Annotated in this window: 22 protein-coding genes and 2 tRNA genes; 13 read left to right on the top strand and 11 right to left on the bottom strand. The window is 38.6% G+C overall.

Annotated features, from left to right (window positions below):
* Nucleotides 1–280 precede the first annotated feature (280 nt).
* The 4 genes from CXF64_RS20795 (at nt 281) to CXF64_RS02795 (ending at nt 1,673) form a co-directional block, all read left to right on the top strand.
* Complete coding sequence (locus CXF64_RS20795) at nt 281–421, top strand: hypothetical protein (protein WP_010554841.1); 141 nt, start codon at nt 281–283, stop codon at nt 419–421.
* Between the two features lie 219 nt (nt 422–640).
* Nucleotides 641–731, top strand: a tRNA-Ser gene (locus CXF64_RS02805).
* 52 nt (nt 732–783) lie between these two features.
* A tRNA-Ser gene (locus CXF64_RS02800) sits at nt 784–876 on the top strand.
* 308 nt (nt 877–1,184) lie between these two features.
* Nucleotides 1,185–1,673, top strand: a complete 489-nt coding sequence (locus CXF64_RS02795) for a DUF4124 domain-containing protein (RefSeq protein ID WP_007579794.1) — start codon at nt 1,185–1,187, stop codon at nt 1,671–1,673.
* On the opposite strand, the gene CXF64_RS02790 is transcribed toward CXF64_RS02795, so the two are convergent.
* Together CXF64_RS02790 and CXF64_RS02785 are read right to left on the bottom strand one after the other, a co-directional pair.
* Nucleotides 1,657–2,781 carry an aminotransferase class V-fold PLP-dependent enzyme gene (locus CXF64_RS02790; protein ID WP_024592220.1) on the bottom strand — a complete coding sequence of 375 codons (1,125 nt, stop codon included), beginning with the start codon at nt 2,779–2,781 and terminating at the stop codon, nt 1,657–1,659. The genes CXF64_RS02795 and CXF64_RS02790 overlap by 17 nt on opposite strands.
* 1 nt (nt 2,782) lies before the next feature.
* Nucleotides 2,783–3,952 carry a PrnB family protein gene (locus tag CXF64_RS02785; protein WP_101216219.1) on the bottom strand — a complete coding sequence of 390 codons (1,170 nt, stop codon included), beginning with the start codon at nt 3,950–3,952 and terminating at the stop codon, nt 2,783–2,785.
* A 136-nt stretch (nt 3,953–4,088) separates the two neighbouring features.
* Here CXF64_RS02785 and CXF64_RS02780 point away from each other — a divergent pair, with 136 nt between their 5' ends.
* The 4 genes from CXF64_RS02780 to CXF64_RS02765 all read left to right on the top strand — a co-directional run bounded on the left by CXF64_RS02780 (nt 4,089) and on the right by CXF64_RS02765 (nt 9,861).
* On the top strand, nt 4,089–4,544 hold the full coding sequence (locus CXF64_RS02780) for an Lrp/AsnC family transcriptional regulator (RefSeq protein WP_101216218.1): 456 nt from the start codon (nt 4,089–4,091) through the stop codon (nt 4,542–4,544).
* 72 nt (nt 4,545–4,616) lie between these two features.
* A complete protein-coding gene (locus tag CXF64_RS02775) occupies nt 4,617–7,337 on the top strand; it encodes an ATP-binding protein (RefSeq protein WP_101216217.1) in 2,721 nt (906 codons plus the stop codon).
* Nucleotides 7,327–8,715 (top strand): alpha/beta hydrolase, encoded by a 1,389-nt coding sequence (locus CXF64_RS02770; RefSeq protein WP_101216216.1) that lies wholly within the window; start codon nt 7,327–7,329, stop codon nt 8,713–8,715. The genes CXF64_RS02775 and CXF64_RS02770 overlap by 11 nt, the downstream gene beginning before the upstream one ends.
* 6 nt (nt 8,716–8,721) lie before the next feature.
* Nucleotides 8,722–9,861 carry a GNAT family N-acetyltransferase gene (locus tag CXF64_RS02765; protein ID WP_101216215.1) on the top strand — a complete coding sequence of 380 codons (1,140 nt, stop codon included), beginning with the start codon at nt 8,722–8,724 and terminating at the stop codon, nt 9,859–9,861.
* Here the strand turns inward: CXF64_RS02765 and CXF64_RS02760 are convergent.
* Nucleotides 9,838–10,428, bottom strand: coding sequence for a DUF938 domain-containing protein (locus CXF64_RS02760; protein ID WP_101216214.1), 591 nt, complete (start codon nt 10,426–10,428; stop codon nt 9,838–9,840). The two genes, CXF64_RS02765 and CXF64_RS02760, sit on opposite strands and share 24 nt — an antisense overlap.
* Nucleotides 10,429–10,627: 199 nt before the next feature.
* Here CXF64_RS02760 and CXF64_RS02755 point away from each other — a divergent pair, with 199 nt between their 5' ends.
* The 5 genes from CXF64_RS02755 (at nt 10,628) to CXF64_RS02735 (ending at nt 13,724) form a co-directional block, all read left to right on the top strand.
* A complete protein-coding gene (locus tag CXF64_RS02755; RefSeq protein WP_010554833.1) occupies nt 10,628–10,813 on the top strand; it encodes a hypothetical protein in 186 nt (61 codons plus the stop codon).
* A 101-nt stretch (nt 10,814–10,914) separates the two neighbouring features.
* Complete coding sequence (locus tag CXF64_RS02750) at nt 10,915–11,280, top strand: hypothetical protein (RefSeq protein ID WP_231609258.1); 366 nt, start codon at nt 10,915–10,917, stop codon at nt 11,278–11,280.
* A gap of 11 nt (nt 11,281–11,291) precedes the next feature.
* The gene (locus CXF64_RS02745) at nt 11,292–12,668 is read left to right on the top strand and encodes a class II fumarate hydratase (protein ID WP_101216213.1); all 1,377 of its coding nucleotides are present in this window, start codon (nt 11,292–11,294) and stop codon (nt 12,666–12,668) included.
* Nucleotides 12,669–12,778: 110 nt separating this feature from the next.
* Nucleotides 12,779–13,312 carry a hypothetical protein gene (locus CXF64_RS02740; RefSeq protein WP_101216212.1) on the top strand — a complete coding sequence of 178 codons (534 nt, stop codon included), beginning with the start codon at nt 12,779–12,781 and terminating at the stop codon, nt 13,310–13,312.
* 10 nt (nt 13,313–13,322) lie between these two features.
* Complete coding sequence (locus CXF64_RS02735; RefSeq protein ID WP_101216211.1) at nt 13,323–13,724, top strand: hypothetical protein; 402 nt, start codon at nt 13,323–13,325, stop codon at nt 13,722–13,724.
* A 29-nt stretch (nt 13,725–13,753) separates the two neighbouring features.
* On the opposite strand, the gene CXF64_RS02730 is transcribed toward CXF64_RS02735, so the two are convergent.
* The 8 genes from CXF64_RS02730 to CXF64_RS02695 form a co-directional block, all read right to left on the bottom strand.
* Nucleotides 13,754–13,939 (bottom strand): hypothetical protein, encoded by a 186-nt coding sequence (locus tag CXF64_RS02730; protein WP_024592231.1) that lies wholly within the window; start codon nt 13,937–13,939, stop codon nt 13,754–13,756.
* Between the two features lie 15 nt (nt 13,940–13,954).
* Nucleotides 13,955–14,281 (bottom strand): hypothetical protein, encoded by a 327-nt coding sequence (locus CXF64_RS02725; protein ID WP_010554828.1) that lies wholly within the window; start codon nt 14,279–14,281, stop codon nt 13,955–13,957.
* Entirely contained in the window at nt 14,278–14,916 is a 639-nt protein-coding gene (locus tag CXF64_RS02720) for a DUF4178 domain-containing protein (protein WP_024592232.1), read from the bottom strand. Before CXF64_RS02720 ends, CXF64_RS02725 begins: the two co-directional genes overlap by 4 nt.
* Before the next feature lie 74 nt (nt 14,917–14,990).
* Nucleotides 14,991–15,683, bottom strand: coding sequence for a PspA/IM30 family protein (locus CXF64_RS02715; protein WP_004335088.1), 693 nt, complete (start codon nt 15,681–15,683; stop codon nt 14,991–14,993).
* Nucleotides 15,684–15,707: 24 nt separating this feature from the next.
* Nucleotides 15,708–16,121, bottom strand: a complete 414-nt coding sequence (locus CXF64_RS02710) for a YjfI family protein (protein ID WP_004335098.1) — start codon at nt 16,119–16,121, stop codon at nt 15,708–15,710.
* A 79-nt stretch (nt 16,122–16,200) separates the two neighbouring features.
* Complete coding sequence (locus tag CXF64_RS02705) at nt 16,201–17,922, bottom strand: polyamine aminopropyltransferase (protein ID WP_024589502.1); 1,722 nt, start codon at nt 17,920–17,922, stop codon at nt 16,201–16,203.
* A 3-nt stretch (nt 17,923–17,925) separates the two neighbouring features.
* Nucleotides 17,926–18,825 carry a DUF350 domain-containing protein gene (locus tag CXF64_RS02700; RefSeq protein WP_024609365.1) on the bottom strand — a complete coding sequence of 300 codons (900 nt, stop codon included), beginning with the start codon at nt 18,823–18,825 and terminating at the stop codon, nt 17,926–17,928.
* A 26-nt stretch (nt 18,826–18,851) separates the two neighbouring features.
* Nucleotides 18,852–19,784, bottom strand: a complete 933-nt coding sequence (locus tag CXF64_RS02695) for a hypothetical protein (protein WP_007579759.1) — start codon at nt 19,782–19,784, stop codon at nt 18,852–18,854.
* Nucleotides 19,785–20,180: the final 396 nt, after the last annotated feature.

Below are 20,180 nucleotides of genomic sequence, written 5' to 3'. Positions count from 1 at the left end.
ATTGAGTTTTTTTAATCTGAATAACTAGTCAAAAAAGGTTGTGTAAAATGCATATAAATAAATAAAAACACACACAAATACCAGTATTGGTGAGAGTAACGCCGATTTTATTTTAACTACTTATGCAAAAACCATAATAAAAAACACTGGACCGCACGTTAATAAAATAAATAAGGATTAGTTTAACTAATCCGTCAGGCTCAATTTTTATCGTTGTCTTTTTAATCAAACAACGTGCAAAATGCACGCGATTTCAACATATACAACCCGGAGCAAAATAATGAAACCAATTAACACATTAAATCAAACAGCAGCAGCTCAAGTAGCAGTTAAACCAACTAACCGTAAAGCAAGAATGTTAGCTAGACTTAACACTATTGGTAAAAGACTAGCACTTAGCGGCGCAGCTCAATATAAATAATCACCCAACCATGATTATTTTTCGGTGCAGCGAACACTCAACCACTAAATGAAGTCACTTATTTAGCTCCCCCTTGTTTGCTGCAACCTATTTATTTTATTAAAAATTGCCTTAATTTCCCCTTATTTACAAAAAAAACCTCATTTACGTACATTTTTTAGGCAAACAGTCATTTTGCTATTTACACAGCGGTATCACCTAAGTATTATTCTGCGTCACGGAGAGATGGCAGAGTGGTCGAATGCACCGGTCTTGAAAACCGGCATGGGTTTATAGCCCATCTAGGGTTCAAATCCCTATCTCTCCACCATATTTTAATTGGTGGCTTTTTTTACTTCCATCAATACAAACGGTTATGCGTTGGAGAGGTGTCCGAGTGGCCGAAGGAGCTCCCCTGCTAAGGGAGTATAGAGTTTGTAGCTCTATCGAGGGTTCGAATCCCTCCCTCTCCACCATACTTAATTTAAACCACTTGATTGTGGTTTTTTTGTGCCTAAAATTTAACACCAATACTAAATTGGGAGGGTGAGAACCCTCGACAGGGTTCGACAAAATGTCTGGAACATTTTGGGCCGCTGCAAGCGTCGCGCAGCGATTGATTACATGGATGTAAGCAAATCTATCCCTCCCTCTGGACCATACTTAATTTAAACCACTTAATTGTGGTTTTTTTGTGCCTAAAATTTATAAAAACTAAACAAATTGTGCCTAGTAATAACTTAGGGCATTATTAACACAACTTTAGCCACTTTTAGGTTTAGCTATGATCCGGTTCATATTGCTATCAGTTTGCGCGGCAGCACCATTTTTTACCTTGGCACAAAGTACAACAGTGTATAAGTGTGTAATTAAGGGCGTTCCTACCTTTAGCCAAACGCCTTGCGCTAAAGATGCACAAGTTATTACTCTTAAAGATATAAACGTAATTGAAGCATACAAAAGCTCTACGCCCGGTAAAGGTATTACCGACACCTCTGTGGATGACTACTTAGAAGTTCAACAAATAGAACGAGAAATAAAGCGTCTTGAGCTATCTATTGCACAAAGCCAAAAAGAATACGCAGCTAAAAAACAGCAGATAGATTACATGACTCAAGATAAAGCCAATCGTTTAGGCGCTTCGTCTATTGCTGATGCTATCGCAACTAAAACAAATTCGTTAAAGCAAGCTTACGACGCATCAATTAATCAAACGCAGCAAAAAATAGAGTCATTAAAACAAAGAAAACAGCAGCTTAGCCAAAACCCTTAAGCGCTCGTTTTACTATCGAGATAAACTGCGCAACGTCTTCTTGAGTATTATAAATATGTGGCGATACTCGTATCCCAAATTTACGGGCATCTACACTGACTTTCGCTTTATTAAGCTCTGTAAGTACATGGTCTTGCTGCTTGTTAAAAAACAAAATAACTGTCCCGCTGCATTTATCACTACTCATAGGTGATGCAACATATTTGCCTAGTTGCTCATGAATAAGCGTAAGCATAGCTAAATTATGATCCCTTACCTTGTGAGCAGTTAGCTCTGCAAAGTAAGCAATGCTATTTGCGGCAATAATATAAGGTGCTACAGAGGGAGTACCACCCCAAAACTTGAGCGCACTGGCGTTATATTCAAAATGGTTAATATCGAACTCAAATGGATTTTGATGCGAAAACCACCCCACATCTTTAGGCTCGCAATACTCTATTTGATTTTTGTTAACCCATAAATAAGCTGCACCTGGGCCACCACATAACCATTTAACGCTCGAGCCAATCATAAAGTCAGCATCGAGTATGCTTAAATCAAGCGGTATAACACCCGCTGACTGAGCAACATCAACTATTGATAAACTATTGGTTAATTTACTTATAGCTACAATATCGTACACAGGCGCCTGTACACCTGTATTTGAATACACATGGCTTATAAAAACTAAATCGATATCACAAGTTATATAACGCTGCCAAACACTAATATCAGTTAGGTTTTCGTGCTCTGGTATAAACATAATTTGTGCGCACTCTGGTAATGCTTTTTGCATTGCAAAACCCATGCTCGGAAAATCACTTTGTGCCATTAGCACTTTACAATTTTTTTGCTGTAGCCGTGGATGCGACATAAGCAACTTTGTTAAGCCACTTGATAAATTAACCTGAGGACAAAACTGCGAACTAGGCGCATTAAATAACTTACCAAGCGCGGTAGTAAATTGCTCAACTGCGGGCAGCCATTGTTGCCAAGGTTCTTTATTTGAGCTCTCCCATGGTAAAAAATAATGCTGATCTAAATATTGCTGTGTATTTTTAAGAGGACGCCCTACCGAGTGGTTTAATAAATAACAGCCATCGGCCATACAAAAATCATTTTTAAGCATGCTATTTAACCCATTCTTTAAGTGTATTTAGATCGTCAAAACGTGTTTTTATATCGTCGCGTTTGGCACTGGCTCGCCTATCTCTTAATTTTTCGAGCGAATCAAGTAACACATTAAGCGGCGGACCACTTGCTGTTACCTTGCTCATATGCTGCTGTTGCATATTTTTTGAGGGCTGAGCAATAAACTTTTCAACCAGTTGATTATGATGACCGACTGCGGTGTCGCCATGTAATTTACACACTTGAATAAATAACGTTGCGTGGCTTTTAAACCAATCTGTATTTTTATATGGTTTGGCTTGTAAAAAGTCATCCATAAAGCTTTGCATACGCATGGCTTCTCGTAGGATTTGTTGATCCTCTGGCATCATATATAAAAACTTATCCACCAGCATTTGCGAGTAACTAGGCTCGTTTGCACTACACAGTCCTAACAGCATATCAATCACGTTAATACCTGCAAAGTCACCAGCATTTGCACCTCTGTAAACCTCTTTACCTACACGGTACGGTTTATAATAAGGGCGAACGCAGTTAAAAAATCGATCTGTATCGAGCTCAGAATAAAGTGCATTGTTTGACTCAATTACATCTATAAGCGCTTGTTTAGCTACTTTTAATAACTCACCACACAAGGGATGTGAAATACCTAACGGCAATATTTTTAATAATGCATCACTTGCCCGTTTGTAGGCCAAAATGCCTTGAGTGTTATAATCAAGAAACAGCTTTTCATCAGGTAAATTGGTAAATCGTTTATAAATACCGTTAAGTGCTTTGTTATGAGTAGTTAAGTGGGCGGTAGCAAAACGAGGGGTTACGCCAATGGATGCGCCTATATGCATAGCAAGCGCTGAGGCTTCTATTAGCGGTGAAGTGGTTTCTCTGCTTGGCTCAGTAATTTCATGGCGCCTACACGCTGCCATAAATAATCCTACGTTACCGAGTAAGTCAAAAGCGCTATCAAAGCCTTGATCTGTGTTTCCCTCGGCTAATAAATTGCTAATTAATACGTTGCCTTCTTTTTCTAATTGTTGCTTTAAGGCCTCGCCTACCCCTTCTACATTTGCTTTATCGGTTTGCTGCCAATAAAGCTGCTCTAATTCACTATTTAAAGTGACAAACTCTGTTCGTATCCAGTGATCGAAAATAGCGGTATGTGTGTTCATTGTTGTGCTCTATTATTTTTATAGTTAAATGCTAACAGAGTTCAATGAGGGTAAAACGCCAAAAAAAATAGTAAAAACTGTAATACTTAGCAATAATCACTACAAATATAAAAATAATTAATAAAAGCCGACAACTATGTTAGATAAAAAAGATCAGCAATTACTCATTGCACTGCAAAGCCAAGCTCGTATGTCGGTTTCAGATTTGGCCAGCAGTATCAACCTATCGGATACACCTTGCCTAAGGCGTATAAAAAAATTAGAGCAAGAAAACATTATTACCGGCTACCACGCCGCCATAAATCCTAAAGCACTTAACCTTAATGTGTTGGTATATGCGTTTGTACGATTAAGCCAAAACTCGGTAAGTGCTGCAGAGCAATTTGAGCAATATGTAGAAAAATTACCACATGTATTAGAGTGTTGTGTAATATCAGGAAGCTATGATTATTTATTAAAAATCATTGCACATGATCTTGAGAGCTACGAAACATTTGTAAAACATCAGCTAGGTAGTTTAAGTTGTATTGCAAATATAGAATCAACAGTCGTGTTAAAGCAGTCATTTAGCAAAAAACAGTTACCATTATAAAAATAACCAAAATAACTTACTGTTAGCTATACTGATATTTCAAAACGATAATAATAATTGCTTGGACCTTATGTGAAAAATTTTAACTCTAAAAATCATTCCATTATTTTTTACATCATGTTTGCTTTAGCATATTTTTTAGTCGGCATAGCACTCACTAAACTTGCTTTTAACTCGCAAATAATTCCAATTTGGTTACCTGCCGGCATAGCTCTAGTCGGTTGTTATATTTGGTGGTGGCGCTTTATCCCGCCTTTATTTGTAGCTGCAATTGCGTTTAACCTAAATATTTTTGATAGTTCAGCTCATGAGCTAGTCCTGGTCGGCAACTCATTCAACGAGGCTATGTATATCGCCTTTGGTGTTGTTATACAGGCAATGGTCGGCGCAGCTCTTTTAAAGTATTGGCTTGGTCACCCGCTGCGCTTTAAAAAGCGCAAGAATATAATTTACTTTATTTTAGTCATAGCCATATTGGTCAGCTTAATTTCAGCTAACTTTGGCGTATTCGCACTGAGTCAATTTAACTCGATTTACAGTATTGATAATCATTGGAATAATGTTATTTACTGGTGGCTTGGCGATACATTAGGGGTATTAATTGCGACTCCGTTTTTACTTTCTTTATTACCACAAAAGTCTAATCAACATACTATATCGGCATTTCCGACAATTGCAGTATGCTCAGTTTTATTTTTATCAGTCGCGGTAACAACACAATTATACGATCAGGAAAATCGTATAAGCACTATTAAAATTGCCGAACGTGAAGTCCACGTTATAGAAAACAGCCTTTATAGATATACAAATCGCAGTATTATTGCAGTGCAGAGCTTAGCAAGTCAGGTTCAATCATCTCCCATGCTGAGCCAGCAAGATTTTTATTCTTATGCTAGTCAGTTACTAACTCAATACGAGTTTATTAACGCTTTATCGTGGAATGCAAAAATACCTCAAGATCAACGCGAAGTCTTTGCTCAAGAAATATCAAGTATTTACCATTTAGATATTGATATAGTTGGCGAACCTCTTGAAATTAACGATCCCCTCGTTATAGTAAAATACATAGCTCCTTTTAATGGTAATCAAAAAGCTATTGGCTTTAATGTATTTTCAAACCCTGATCGAAAAAACTCTCTGCTTAACCCCGCTATAAAGTACATGCCAGTCGGAACTAAAATAATTCAGTTGGTGCAAACCAAACAACCTAAACCAGCCTATTTATTATTTGCCCCTGTGTACTCCCAATATAACGATGAAAAAACAATTAAAGGCTATGCCACTGGTATATTTTTAGTGCGTAGTATTATTGAGCAGGCCATTTCTAAAGAACAGTCTGATATGTTTTCGATTGGTATATACGAAGATACAAACACACCGCCGTTTTATAGTAATTACTCTCAAGATGTTCAGCAAGCCAAAGGCAGCCGTTTAATGTCGTTTGACGTGGACTTTGCAGGGCAAAAATGGATTGTAAAACTAGCCCTTAAAGAAAGCTTTTTAACACAACATAATAGCCAACTAACTCTATTATTGCTCATACTTCAAGTTGCCGTATGTTCTTTAATTTTAATGGTTTTACTGCTGTTTAATCAGCAACAGATTGCACTTACACGTCAAGTTGCAGAGCGTACTCACTCACTCGCACAAGCAAAGCAGCAGTCTGATTTAGCTAATCAGGCTAAAAGCCAATTTTTAGCGAATATGAGCCACGAAATACGTACACCATTAAACGCCGTTATTGGTTTTTCTTCACTTGCTCGAGAAACAGACAGTGCAAGTACACTCATTGGCTATTTAGATAAAATAAACTCATCATCTAAAAGTTTATTAAACTTAATTAATGACATTCTTGATATATCAAAAATAGAATCCCAAAAGTTAGTTATTGAATCTATTGCATTCGACCTAGGTGCCTTAATAACACGCATAGACAATATGTTTGAACAAAGCGCAGTTAACAAAGGTATTAACTGGCAAGTTAACTCAAAGCTACCTTTAGATACCTGGTTTATTGGTGATCCTATGCGAATTGAGCAGGTATTACTTAATTTATGTAGTAACGCGATTAAATTTACAAGCCAAGGCAGCGTTACTTTAAACATAGAAACAGAGTTTACTGCCGCCAATAAAGTACAGCTTGTGATAAACGTTAGTGATACCGGAATAGGTATAAAACCAAGCCAGCATAAAAAATTATTTAATGCATTTACCCAAGCTGATAGCTCTACCTCAAGGCAGTTTGGCGGTACAGGGCTTGGCTTAACAATAGCAAAAGAGCTAAGCCAATTAATGGGGGGAGAAATAGCCCTTAAAAGTGAAATAGATAAAGGCTCTACTTTTACATTTTCAATACGATTAGAAACAACAGAACCTAAAAAAGAACATGTTATTACATTTGATAATACTAATATTACTTCGCTAGACATTTTGGTCGCAGAGGATAACCCAGTAAATCAAATGGTTATTAAAGCGATGCTTGGCTCGTTAGGGATTGTGCCGTATATAGTAGAAAACGGTGAGTTGGCGGTCGATATAGTGAAAAAACAACATTTTGATTTAGTCCTTATGGATTGCCAAATGCCTATAATGGATGGCTATAGAGCAACGGCACTGATCCGCCAGTTTAAAACCGAACAAGAACTCCCGATTATTGCTTTAACTGCCGACGTAATGCCAGAGGATAAAGCACATGCACAAGCAGTTGGATTTAATCAACATCTTGCAAAACCGCTTGAACTCATTAAGCTAACCGAGTGTCTTGTCCAATATGCAGAAGTTAATGAACAATAGTGGTTTAATTTTAAGAATAGTTTTAAGAGTATTTTTGGGTTTTGTTTTAAGTGTTTTTTCTCATACAGCTGTCGCTCAAAACTGTATATCGCAGGCGAGCGACTTTAAATTTATAACAAAAAGTAAGCAACAAGGCTTATTACGCTTTGAAAATGAGCACAACCACCAGCGCTTTAATTACCACGCCCTTTTGCCATTTAACGATTACTTAGATTTTGCATATAAACATATAAATAAAGCCAATCCACGTGCAAATATGCCATGCCCTGTTATTACACAAACCTATCAGCAATTAGTAACACAAGGTACGCGAAAACCTGACCCTACTATTGCAGATATTATTGCCCCTTTTGAGCTCACGCATCCAAACAGTAATAAAGTTGCACTACTAATCCACGGGCTAACTGATTCACCCTTTACGTATCACGATTTAGCACAAGTGTATTATCAGCAAGGCTATACTGTGCGTACTATTTTATTACCAGGACATGGAAGCGCCGCAAGTGCTTTACTCAATGTAGACGTTAGCCAATGGCAACAAGCAATAAAATACGGTATTGAACGCTCGGTGCAAGACTTTGATGAGGTGATACTCGCAGGTTACTCTACCGGTGCAGCGTTACTTATTGATTACGCAACCAAACACACTGTATCGCCAAAAATTAAAGCGCTTATGCTTTATTCGCCAGGCTCCGAGCCACATAATAAGTACGGCTGGATAGCAAAGTGGATTGATGCCATACCCTTTGTTAATTGGATTGATAAAGACGCCGATGTAGACTTTGCTAAGTATGAGTCATTTCCTTTAAATGCAGCTGCCGCTTCGTACGATGCAATGTCACTTGCAAGTATTAGTAGCTTAAACAAACGCCCTGCACTTAAATTGCCTATTTTTAGTGTACTTAGCGATATTGATACCACGATAGATACGCGTGCCACGCTAAAGTTATTGAGTGCATTACACAAAGGTAATTCAATCAAATATAAGCCTCTCGATACTTTAGTACTTTATGGAAGCACTGATATTTTACCGACGGGATTTGCTAGTGATTACACAGTAAATAATCCGCAATGCACAACACCTCAATGTAAAAAGGTTCATGGTATATCGCATATTGCTGTTGTTAACTCACCGCAAAATCCACATTATGGAATTAACGCAACTTATCGCAATTGTGGCAGCTTTATTAACGACGAGTCCCTATATAAAATATGTAAAACAACTAAAAACCCACAACTAGGAGAGCGTACAAGCGCCAACTTAAAACACTATCCGGCTTTACAGCGCTTAACTTATAACCCTCATTTTACCGAGCTTAAAATGCAAATTAGTACGTTTATTAAAAACGTAGAACAGCTTAGAACAACTACAAGGTAAGTAGTCATGGGAACGTTTTCGCACCAATGGTTTAGCAGTATTAATGAGATTGATCAGGCGCAATGGCAACGTTTATTTGGTGATGAACCATTTACTCAACATGCTTTTTTATATGCCCTTGAACAAAGCCAATGCGTAACACAAAAAAGCGGTTGGCAGCCCCATCACCTCGCTATTTTTGAAAGTGATACGCTCGTTGCACTTGCACCCGGGTATTTAAAAAGTCATTCATACGGCGAGTATGTGTTTGACTGGGCCTGGGCTGAGGCATACGAAAAACACGGTTTAGAATATTATCCCAAGTGGCTATCTGGCATTCCCTTTAGCCCTATTGAAGGCAAGCGTATTGCTATCGAGCACGCTAACCCAAATACGGTGTATCAGTACATTACAGAGCAACTTAGCTTACACAGTGCTGAGCAAAGGTGGTCGGGGTGGCATGTTAATTTTTGCGACCAAGCCCAAGCCACCTCATTAACTGAGCAACACGCCATGTTAAGAGTAGGTGTGCAATTTCAGTGGTTTAATAAAGGTTATGAATCCTTTGACGACTTTTTGCAGGTGCTTAGCTCACGAAAACGTAAGTCACTTAAAAAAGAGCGAGCTAAAATAGCGCAACAAAATATTGATATTGAATGGCTGCAAGGAACGCAAATTACGCCCGAGATAATGCAATTGTTTTGTGAGTTTTATCAGCGTACCTACTTAAAGCGCTCTGGTCATTTGGGCTATTTAAATATGGAGTTTTTTACGCTTTTACATGCCTTAATGGCTAATACTCTCGTTATTATGCTGGCCAAAAGAGACGATAACGTGATTGCTGCAACACTTAGTTTAGTAGGTAAAAATACGCTTTATGGGCGCTACTGGGGAGCAAGTGAGGAAGTAGATTCGCTGCACTTTGAATTGTGTTATTACCAAGGTATTGAGTTTGCAATAAAGCATAAACTCAACTGTTTTCATTCGGGTGCACAAGGTGAGCACAAAATAGCACGCGGATTTGAACCCGTACTTACCTACTCTGCTCACCATATTGTTGATGGCGACTTTAGTAATGCAATAAGCGACTACTTAAAGCGTGAACGCGGCCATATTGATATATATAAAGAGCAATGTAGCTCATTACTGCCGTTTAAAAACGAGTAACTGATTATTTGCAGGCATGGCTGTATCGCTAATAAGCGTAAGCCCTGCTTGCTTAGCTAGTTGTTCAACTGCTTCAAAATCTCTTATTCCACTTAACGGATCGCGCTCTGTTAAAAAGGCACTAAAGTCATCATTACTTGGGCTGGTAAATTCACCTTGGTATTTGAATGGTCCATAAATACACAACATACCGTCGCTATTTAAGTGACGTTTAACACCGTCAAAAAAACGCTCAACTAATTGCCAACTTACAATATGAAATGTGTTTGCAGTATAAATAGCGTCAACCTTATCTACTGGCCACTCATTATTTAAATCAAGCTCAAGTGGTGCATGCAAATTAGTTAAATTAGTTTCGCGGTGCCATAAGTTAATCCCTTCGTGGTTTATAGCGCGATCACTTGTATGCCATTGTAAATTTGGTAATTGCTCTGCAAAAAAAACACTATGCTGGCCGGTTCCTGAGCCAACTTCGAGTACTGTTTTAGTATTTTTTAATACAACTTTTAATTGCTCTAAAATAGGGGTTTTATTGTTTTCACAGGCTTGTGAAAATGGCTTTGTCATTACTGTGCACCAAAATTGTAGATTAATGCACAACAGTAAAGCAAATTTAGCTTATTTTGTCGTGATGAAAAAAAGGTAATTTTTAAATACTATAACTATCATATGGTTGAGCCGGCTCATTATGGTTGGTACGTAATATGCTTTATATTGTTAACCCACTAAAGGGTTTAACTTATATTAAATTTCAAAGGATAAAATTATGCATATACCCCCTTATACCGCTGTAGACGCGGCCATTGCTATAACCGAAAAAACCACCGACGATCATAGTTACGCCGTTGATATGAGAGCTACAGTAATCGATTTACTTTCGCACCCTAAACATAATCAACAGGCGATGACCAAACATGAAACAGATCAGATATTTATTCTTGGCTACAATTAATACTCAAATTAATATCACAAATAATTTTTATAATAACTGTTTACACTGAAACCGATTAAATGTAATGATAACTATTATCGTTAAATTGAGTCGGTTTTTTTATGTCTTCAAATTATGCCCAGCATCGTTACCATCAAGAACTCTCTTGTCATTGCTTAAGACCTGGCCTGCATGCACCCATGCTCGTTGCCGATTACATAGAAACCGCCCTTAACGTCGCCAAAAAATTTGAGCAACAACGTAATCCCTTGCTTCAAGAGTTTTATCTTAGACGCACACACCATGAAATTATGAACAAAATGTGCGACCCTCTTATACATAATGCTATTCGTAAACAATGTTTAGAGCAGTTATACAAACCTTTATTAGCACTAAAACGGTTTTATAAAGTGCATAACAATACTGCACAATTTTTAATACTTGAGCGTGAAGCTCGTATTCTTAGTCACGAATTCAACCCTTTTTAAGGAGCACACTTATGAGCAACTTTAGAACAGAATCAGACAGCATGGGCGAGCTACAAGTACCTACTGATGCGCTCTATCAGGCGCAAACACAACGAGCAGTTAATAACTTTGCCATTAGTGGCTTATCTATGCCAAAGCAATTTATCACTGCACTGGCTTATATAAAACAAGCTGCTGCGCAAAGTAACTGCGAGCTTGGCCATTTAAGTAAAACTAAAGCCGATGCAATTGAACAAGCTTGTCAAAGTATCATTGATGGCGAACATGTTGAGCATTTTCCCGTTGATATTTTTCAAACAGGCTCCGGCACAAGCTCAAATATGAATGCCAATGAAGTTATTGCAACGCTTGCTAGCCGAATAGGCAGTGAAAGCATTCACCCTAATGATGATGTAAATATGGGGCAAAGTTCTAACGATGTAGTCCCTACCGCTATCGCACTCAGTAGCGCAATAAATGTAGTGTATGAATTACTTCCTTCGCTTGAAAACTTATCGCAAAGCCTAGAAAAGAAAAAAGCTGAAGTAGGCCATATAGTTAAAACGGGCCGTACGCATTTAATGGATGCAATGCCTGTAACGTTTGATCAAACACTAAGTGCATGGCAGTCACAAATTAATCATGCCGCAGCAGGAATTAGACATAGCTTAGAGCGTGTATGCGAACTTGCACAAGGCGGTACAGCCGTTGGAACAGGAATAAATGCAGACCCTAAGTTTGCAGCCAAATTTGCAGAAAATCTGAGTGCCAATGTAGGCATTAGATTTACGCCTAGTAGTAACTTTTTTTATAATATAGGTTCACAAGACGCTATAGTAGCGCTTTCGGGGCAATTAAAAGTACTCGCTGTAGCACAAATGAAAATAGCGAATGACCTACGCTGGATGAATTCAGGACCACTTGCGGGCTTAGGTGAAATAGAGCTTGAAGCACTTCAACCAGGCTCATCTATTATGCCAGGTAAGGTAAACCCAGTAATACCAGAAGCCGCAGCCATGGTAAGCGCACAAGTTATTGGCAACGACGCCACGATTACCGTAGCAGGCCAAGCGGGTAATTTTGAGCTAAACGTTATGCTGCCAGTCATTGCGTATAATATTTTACAAAGCATAGAATTACTTGCCAATAGCGCGCAGGCATTGGGCGATAAAGCCATTGCCAGCTTTAAGGTAAATCAGCCTAATATAGATAAAGCGCTCGCTAAAAATCCAATTTTAGTGACGGCACTTAATCCGGTGATCGGTTATGAAAAAGCAGCAAAAATAGCAAAGCAGGCTTATAGAGAAGCCCGCCCTATTATTGATGTAGCCGAACAAGAAACTGATTTACCACGCAGTGAACTCGAAAAACTACTTAACCCCACCAAACTAACGCAGGGTGGACTTTAACAAAACGGTATTTTTCACGGCTTTAATTACTTGATAATATAGTTTTTATTGCCGTAAAAAATGCACCGTGTATGATAGTGATGAATATTTCATCACTATCAAGGTTTGTTATGCGTACCCCATTGTTAGCCATACTTTTACCACTGTGTTTAACTGCATGCTTAGATAAAGCACCCACTGAAACGCAGCAAGTAACAATCACCTCAGAAGCTGAAGCACCAAAGCAAGAGCTACAAAAGCTAAAAGAAAACACTCAATTACAAGAAAATACTAAAAAGAACGTAGTTGCTGAAAAAATACCAAAAGCTGATTTAAAAAACGTTTCAATAGACGATATAAAAACAGCTAAAACCGAATTAAATACGCTAATTACAGATAAGCAATGTGATACCAGCACCCAATGTAGAGTAAGTGCAGTAGGCAGTCGCGCATGTGGTGGGCCAAGCAGCTTTGTTGTGTACTCAACAAACACCGCGTCTGAGGAACAAGTAGCTGTCCTTAGCGACAAAATTACTAAGCTTGAAAGTAGTTATAATTCACAAAAAGGGATGATGAGCATTTGTCAGCATTTAACAACGCCAAGCACGCAGTGTGTTGAAAATAAATGTGTTAAACTTGAAGGCTCAGCGGTAAGTGCATTTTAAGGATAACGTTATGAGATGTTTACCATCGGCAATTAAACTATCAATTTTAAGCATTGCTAGCAGCATTTTATTACTAAGTGGTTGTGCTAGTACTGTGACGTCAAATGAGCAAAGTAAAAACTTATCTGACTTAAACTATGATCTGAATAACATGGTGAGTAATAACAGCTGCACTGCAAGCTTTCAGTGCAAAGTACTTGAAGTGGGCGCCCGCGCATGCGGCGGACCGAGTAAATATGCTGTTTATTCAACGCTAAACACCTCTCAAGAAGAAGCAGAACAGCTTGCTCAACAAATAACAAAACAAGAAAACATACAAAATAAAGCACAAGGCTTAACTGATTGTTCTCCTGTACTTGAAGTGCAATCGCTGTGTATTAACCACCAATGCCAGTCGTTTGATATAAAATAAAAACGGCCGCGTATAAGCTAATTTCAGCGTTAACTTAAATACGGAATTAACGCTGAAATTACTACCACCAGTACCACGCAAATACCCGCTTTAATAATGTATTTCATGGGCATTGTTTTAAGCACCCAATATGCATAAATAAAACGTACAAAATAACTCGCCGCAGTACCAAACAACGCAAAAATAATTAAGTAAGCAATTAAAACAATATTCATAAAAACCTAATTAAATTATTTCACTTTTTTATTTTTAGTGTGAGCTATTAATAAATCAGCTACTTGTTGCTTTACGGCTCGCTTATCATCGCTTTGTACATCAAAGCGACTGGCTAGTTGCGCTATTTCATCATCATTTAAGTTAAACGATAAACGTTGACGCGTTTTTTTAGACTTTACGTCTAAGCCAAGTATTTTTCGGATCATATCTGACGGCGTTAGCTCTTGATCAATTGCCTGCTTTTTTATCAGCTTTTGAACTTCGCTGCTTAGATCGAATGCCATTTGTGTGGCACGTACAGCTTGTTCCTGACGTAACCACTTATCTTTAGCATCACTCACTTAGCATCTCCGGGAAACAAGTCTACAATGTCTGACATTGGACGCATGAGCGTTAGCGATACTTCGGTTTCGCCGCCATCCCAAATTTCGATATTTAAACCAAAGCCTTCATTATCTGACGCTAAGCAAATCATTTCACATGGCTCACCACCTTCTTGCTCATAGCGAGGCAAAGTTTGGTTGCGGTAATCTTTATTATGGAAATAACACACATAAGGCGACTCGCTTTGTTGGTAGCTTTTAGCTAAAAACTGCATAAAGCGCTCTGGTGTATTTTGCACTGTAATGTGGGTTAACGACTCTTCATCAAAAATACGCGCAAACTCATCAAGGCTAAATATCTCTTCAACTTCGTTTCGCTGAATTTTAATAGAAAAGTTAGCCCACTCTTCGCCATCATCTTGCTCAATTTGTAAAAATACAACTTGGCCGCTATTTGTCTCAAGTACAAATTCAGTATCGCTACTGTGCTGATATTGGTAAGTCTGAATATCAGTAACACGTAACGTTTCACCCTTTAACCATGCAGGATAGGCAAATGAATCAATAACGCTAAACATGTCGCCTTTTTTAAGATCGCTCGGATGATTAAGTTGACGTTCTGGCTCTTTTTTAGATTTGAAAAAATTAAACATAGGAAGGCTGCCTTTTAAGCAAAAAAGGTAACTGAGAAAAACTCGGTTACCTTTTTAAAGTATAAACGTAATGGTTAGCTATTTTGTTTCGCTTTGATGCGAGCTAAAATATCAGCGCTTTTTGGACTTGTGTCGCCAATGCCTGCTTCAGCCATTTTTGCTTTTAAGTCATCGCCATTTACGTCTGACTCAAGTTGCTTTGCAGCACCAAGCTGGTCACTTCGATCTTGTTGGCGCTGTTTAATGCGTTCAAGCGATTGACGAGCCGATGTCATAGACGAGCTGTTTGTATTAAGCGTGCTATTAACAGCCATTGTTGCTTGCTGTACGCTTTCAGTGGTTTTAACCATTGTAAGCTGACGCTGATTCTCTTTAATCGATTTTTCAGCATCTTTAACTTGCTGCTTAAGCGCAACAATGTGATTGCTAAAGCCAGACAATACTTGCTCGTTTTCAGCTTTTTCAGCTTCAAAGTCACCAATTTTTTCTGCAATTTCTAATGCTAATGCTTCGTTGCCCTTTTCAAGAGCTTGGCCTGCATACGCTTCATGTTCAGCGATTGATGCATCTACAGCGCTAATTTTACGCTTAGTTTGCATTTCTTTGGCCATTACTTCAGTAAGGCTTTTTTTAGCTCGGTGAAGTGCATTTTGCGCGTCTGCAATTTCTTGCTCAAAAATACGGATGCCATTTTTGTCTACAATTGCTTCGCCTGCTTCACGAGCGCCGCCACGTACTGCTGTAAATAATTTTTTTAAAATACTCATAATCTTAACTCCACTAACTAGCTATTAATCGTTTAAATACAAGGTCACGGCTTCTAGTGCATCGATAGCGTTATCGGCTAATGTCACTAGTTCGTGGGTAACGTCATCCAATGATGAATTTACCGACAGTGCACCAAAAATCGCGTATTTGTTATCGATTTTAGCAAATGCACTCAGTGGAATTGGCACGTTTAAACGTAGTAATGTTTCGTTTAACTCGTTGCGTAATTCACTCTTAACTTCATCTTCGTCAAACAAGTAGCTAATACATAACAACTGCTCTTGCGTTTGTGTAACAAAAATTGGAAGTTCATCATTTCCATCAACAATGACTTGTAAAACATCTTGCTCGCCTGGGTTGGCAATCAAGAAAGACTCAAAGTTAGCGCCTTCAGTTTCAAAAGAAGCTAATTTTATTGAAAGTTCATTTAATTCCATGTCTCTGCCTTTTGTCGTTTGACATATTATGTCTGAGTTAAGATTCTCATGGTCGACATATTATGTCAACCATGTTTTATTAGTTTTTATACAATTCGCTTTCTATTTGCCATGCAGTTCGGTAGTAATCATACAACTGACCAGACCCTAACCTATTGACCTCAATACTTTTAACTTGTTCAAAGTAGTGGTTAGGAAATACAAAACTTGCCAATAAATATTCTTTACTAATCCATCTTGATGGCACAGGCATAGCCGTCGCATCATTAATACGGCCACTGGCCGACTGCCCCATTTTAGTCGCTATAGTCCAGCCCCACTGCCCAAAAGAAGGTATGTTTTGCTGATACTGCTCAACATACTCAAACCCAGCAGCTTTAACTGTTTTAGCAATGCTTAAAAACGCTTTTTTAGCGTGATAAGGTGAGGTTGATTGAACCGCCATTGCGCCATCGGGTGCTAATAACTGCCGTACATGATTATAAAAGTAGTCACTGTACATTTTATTTAGATCAGGATGATTAGGGTCAGGTAAATCAATTAAAATAGTGTCGAACTGCTTAGATTGATCAAGCAGTTTTTCAACTTCTAAAAATGCATCACCCACAATTATGTTGGCTCGCGAATCATGCATCGATTTATTGTTTAGCTGTAGCAATCGCTTATTGATGTGCTCTGGCGGCGTAAAGTCACCGTCTTTATGACCAAATAAATTGAGTAGTTGCGCGTCTAAATCTATTAGCGTTACTTCACTTACAGGCCACTTTAAAACATCTCTAAGTGCAAGCCCGTCACCACCACCAATTATTAATACACGGTCGTGTCTGTTAGAGGCAAGCATTGCAGGGTAAACCAGCATTGAGTGATATATTTGCTCATCAATACTTGAGAACTGTAAACGCCCATTTAAATATAAATCGGTAATTGGCTGAGGTTGGTTTTTGCTTAATCTTTCGGTTAAAACTACGTGTTGGTATTTAGTTGCTTGCGAATAAATTACTTTATCTTTGTATAAAACATTACTTAGATTGTTCATCCAGCTACTGCCAAATACTAAAATAAAGCCAAATAATGCCAGTAATACTATATGGCAAACTAAAAGTGCCTTAGCAAAGCGCACATGGGTATGGTAGCGCCATAAAAACGCGAGTCCTGCGATGATATTAAATAACGCCGTCCACGCTGCAGCTTGCATTATAGGCATTGAGAGCATGATACTTACCCAAATGGCTGCACCAATACCAGCACCAATATAATCGGCACCATAAATAGTCCCTGCGTTGTTTTCTAAAAAACGGCCATAAACGTGCTGACGAATGCGCGCTATAAGCGGTATTTCCATACCAATAAATAAGCCCAGTATTAAACCAAAAACATAAGGTAGAAAACGTGACCACTCTTGTAGCTTTTGAAATACGTAACCATTAAGTACAACATCAGGGGGTAAATTAAAAATGCTCGAAAATAAATGAGGAAGAGAATAACTAACTGCTATTACACCCGCTATCGCTAAAATGCAGCCCATGCCAACCAAAGCAATAATGCTTTCTAGCCAAGCAAAAGCGGTAAATGCATCTTTAAACCAACGCGCTAAAAAAGCGCCCAAGCCCATTGCTACAATCATAGTACCGATCATGGCGTAAATAGCGCTCTCTACCGAGCCAAGTACACGGCCCGCATAATGAGACAGTAAGTATTCATAAATAAGGCCGCACCCAGCAAGCACGGCCATAACAGTAATAAGTAGTATATCGTGCCCAAGTAAGCGAGACTTACTTGGGGGAGTGTTGGTTGATGACACTGATTATGCGCCTAGTAATGTTGCCATAGTGATACCTACAGCAAATGATACTGCTGCAGAAATAGTAGCTACACCTACATTTTTTTGACGATTAACTTCATCGGAAATATCGCAACCAGATAAAATTATTTTAATTGTCACTAAGTGCAAAATAATAAATGCAACAAGGCTCACTACTGCGCTAATAGCCCAGTATAGTAAACTCGCATTAATATTATCAGCCGCGTAAGGTGCAACACCCGTTGCTGCTGTAATAGCTAATGCACTACCTATTAAAAATCCAGCGTAACGAATACCCACAGCTAAGTTACCATCAACAATTGCTTGTTGTAGGCAGTCGCCACTTTTGTTTGTACGCTTAAATAACTGCACTCGGTATTGGCTAACAAGTAGTAATACAACACTACCTATAATAAAGGCGGCAATTACAATTGGAAGACCATGCCAGCCGTCAGTAGCCACCCATAAAAGAGCTGAGCGAATAACGATAGCAACACTGACAACATGGCCAAAATCAATTATTGAAGCTGTAACGTTACCTTTAACGATTTCGTCGTGCAGGCTTACTTTACGAAGAGCTACTTTATCTTGAAAAAAGTGACCCAACTTAATCAGTACAATTGCTAATGCGCCATAAGCTAACATTTGTAGTGCTTCTTGTTGCAGTGTTGCAGCAAAAGCTCCGCTACTTACACCCGTTAATACAATCGCCAGTGCCACTAAGCCAGCGGCAAAGCTAATACCAAAAGCAAAGTTATCACGCTCTGTTATTTCATCATTTGCATGTAAGTTTGAAACCCAGCCTTTTATATATTTAAGGCTTACAAATAATAAAACAATAATTGCAAAATCAATCGCCAGCGCTTGCAGTGACCACATAGTTATTCCATTAAATTCATACATATTATTCTAACTCCAACTTTATTCTTTTACTTACCACGGCTCACGCCACGAGAGGTTCTGCTACCGCTATCACGCACCGATCCTGAGCTATTGCTATAACTGCTCGAACGAGAATAACTACTGCGGCTTTTTGCTGGCGTATAACTACTACGGCTTAAACCTGATGCACCTGTTTTTTTACTCGCATAAGGGCTTGTAAACTGCTTACCTTGGCGTTGGTATGTTTGGCGCGTGCGTGTTTCTAGCGCGCTTTGGGTTTTAATTTGTTTAGGGCTTGAATAACGCGAGCGGCCATAGTCATTGTAATAGCTATACTTTCGGCGCTTACTCCAGCTTCCATATTCAACACGATCAAATACATCACCTAAAATACGGTACATTCCGTACCATTGCCAAAAGCTAATACCGTTACTATTTGATTGCCAGTTACCATAGTTAGGGTTACCTACCATTTGGTTACCAACACCCTCACCTTCAGCTTGCTTACTAATTGCGCCTACACGCGCTAAAGTGCCTTTGGACATATCTGCTAGCATATTAATAGGATCGGTTAACGCATCAGAAAATAGCGTAGGTTTAGATGCATCACGCAACAAATCAATGCTATGTAACGTATCTTCGTAAGGAGGAATTAAGTAAGTTCCTTTAATATCTTTAAGTCGCTGTGTTAAGCCACTATAAAGTGCGCCTTGGCGCGTTGCATCAAGGGTAATTACATCAACAACTTTTGTAAGCTCTGGTTGTTGTTTTTTAAGAAGCTCGCCATATTCTTTAAGTAACACAGCATTACGTACACTTCCATTATCGAGTGCAGTACCAAGCTGAGACAGCTCCGTATCTACCTTTTTAATAGACTCTTGAATTGTTTGTTGCAGCTGCTCTTCTTTCGATTGACAACCCATAAGCACTGCGAACAAACAAAACAGGCTTATAAGTTTCCAAGCTTTAATATTCGACATTCATGTCACCTGATTTACTAAATTAACTCAGGTAGTTTTACACAGGTCACTTATTAAACCAAGAATGAAATTGCAACAAAATGAGAAGAAGTAGCTAGCTTTTAAATCAGACTGTGATTTAGTGAAGATAATGAGTCGTATCGTGAGGTTAGAATTGAAGTAGAAGCTTTATAATACCAATCTGCTTATATATGGGGTCTATTTAACGTTAAGAAAATTACGCTAGAACTAGGCAAAAATTTTTGTATCTAGTAGTTCTAAATAAAAAATTTTAACGACGTATAGTGCAATTTAATTCGTTAAATTGATTAAAGATTTATGCAGGTTGGTATAAGGGTACTTTCAGCGTAGGGAGTCGCTATGCTCGCCCGCCCTACGTGATGCGTGTTGATGTGA

The sequence above is a fragment of the Pseudoalteromonas sp. GutCa3 genome, assembly GCF_002836155.1.
In the GTDB taxonomy this organism is placed as follows: Bacteria; Pseudomonadota; Gammaproteobacteria; order Enterobacterales; family Alteromonadaceae; genus Pseudoalteromonas; species Pseudoalteromonas arctica.
Note: the sequence above shows the minus strand (reverse complement) of the source record. Positions and strands in the feature narration are given on the sequence as shown.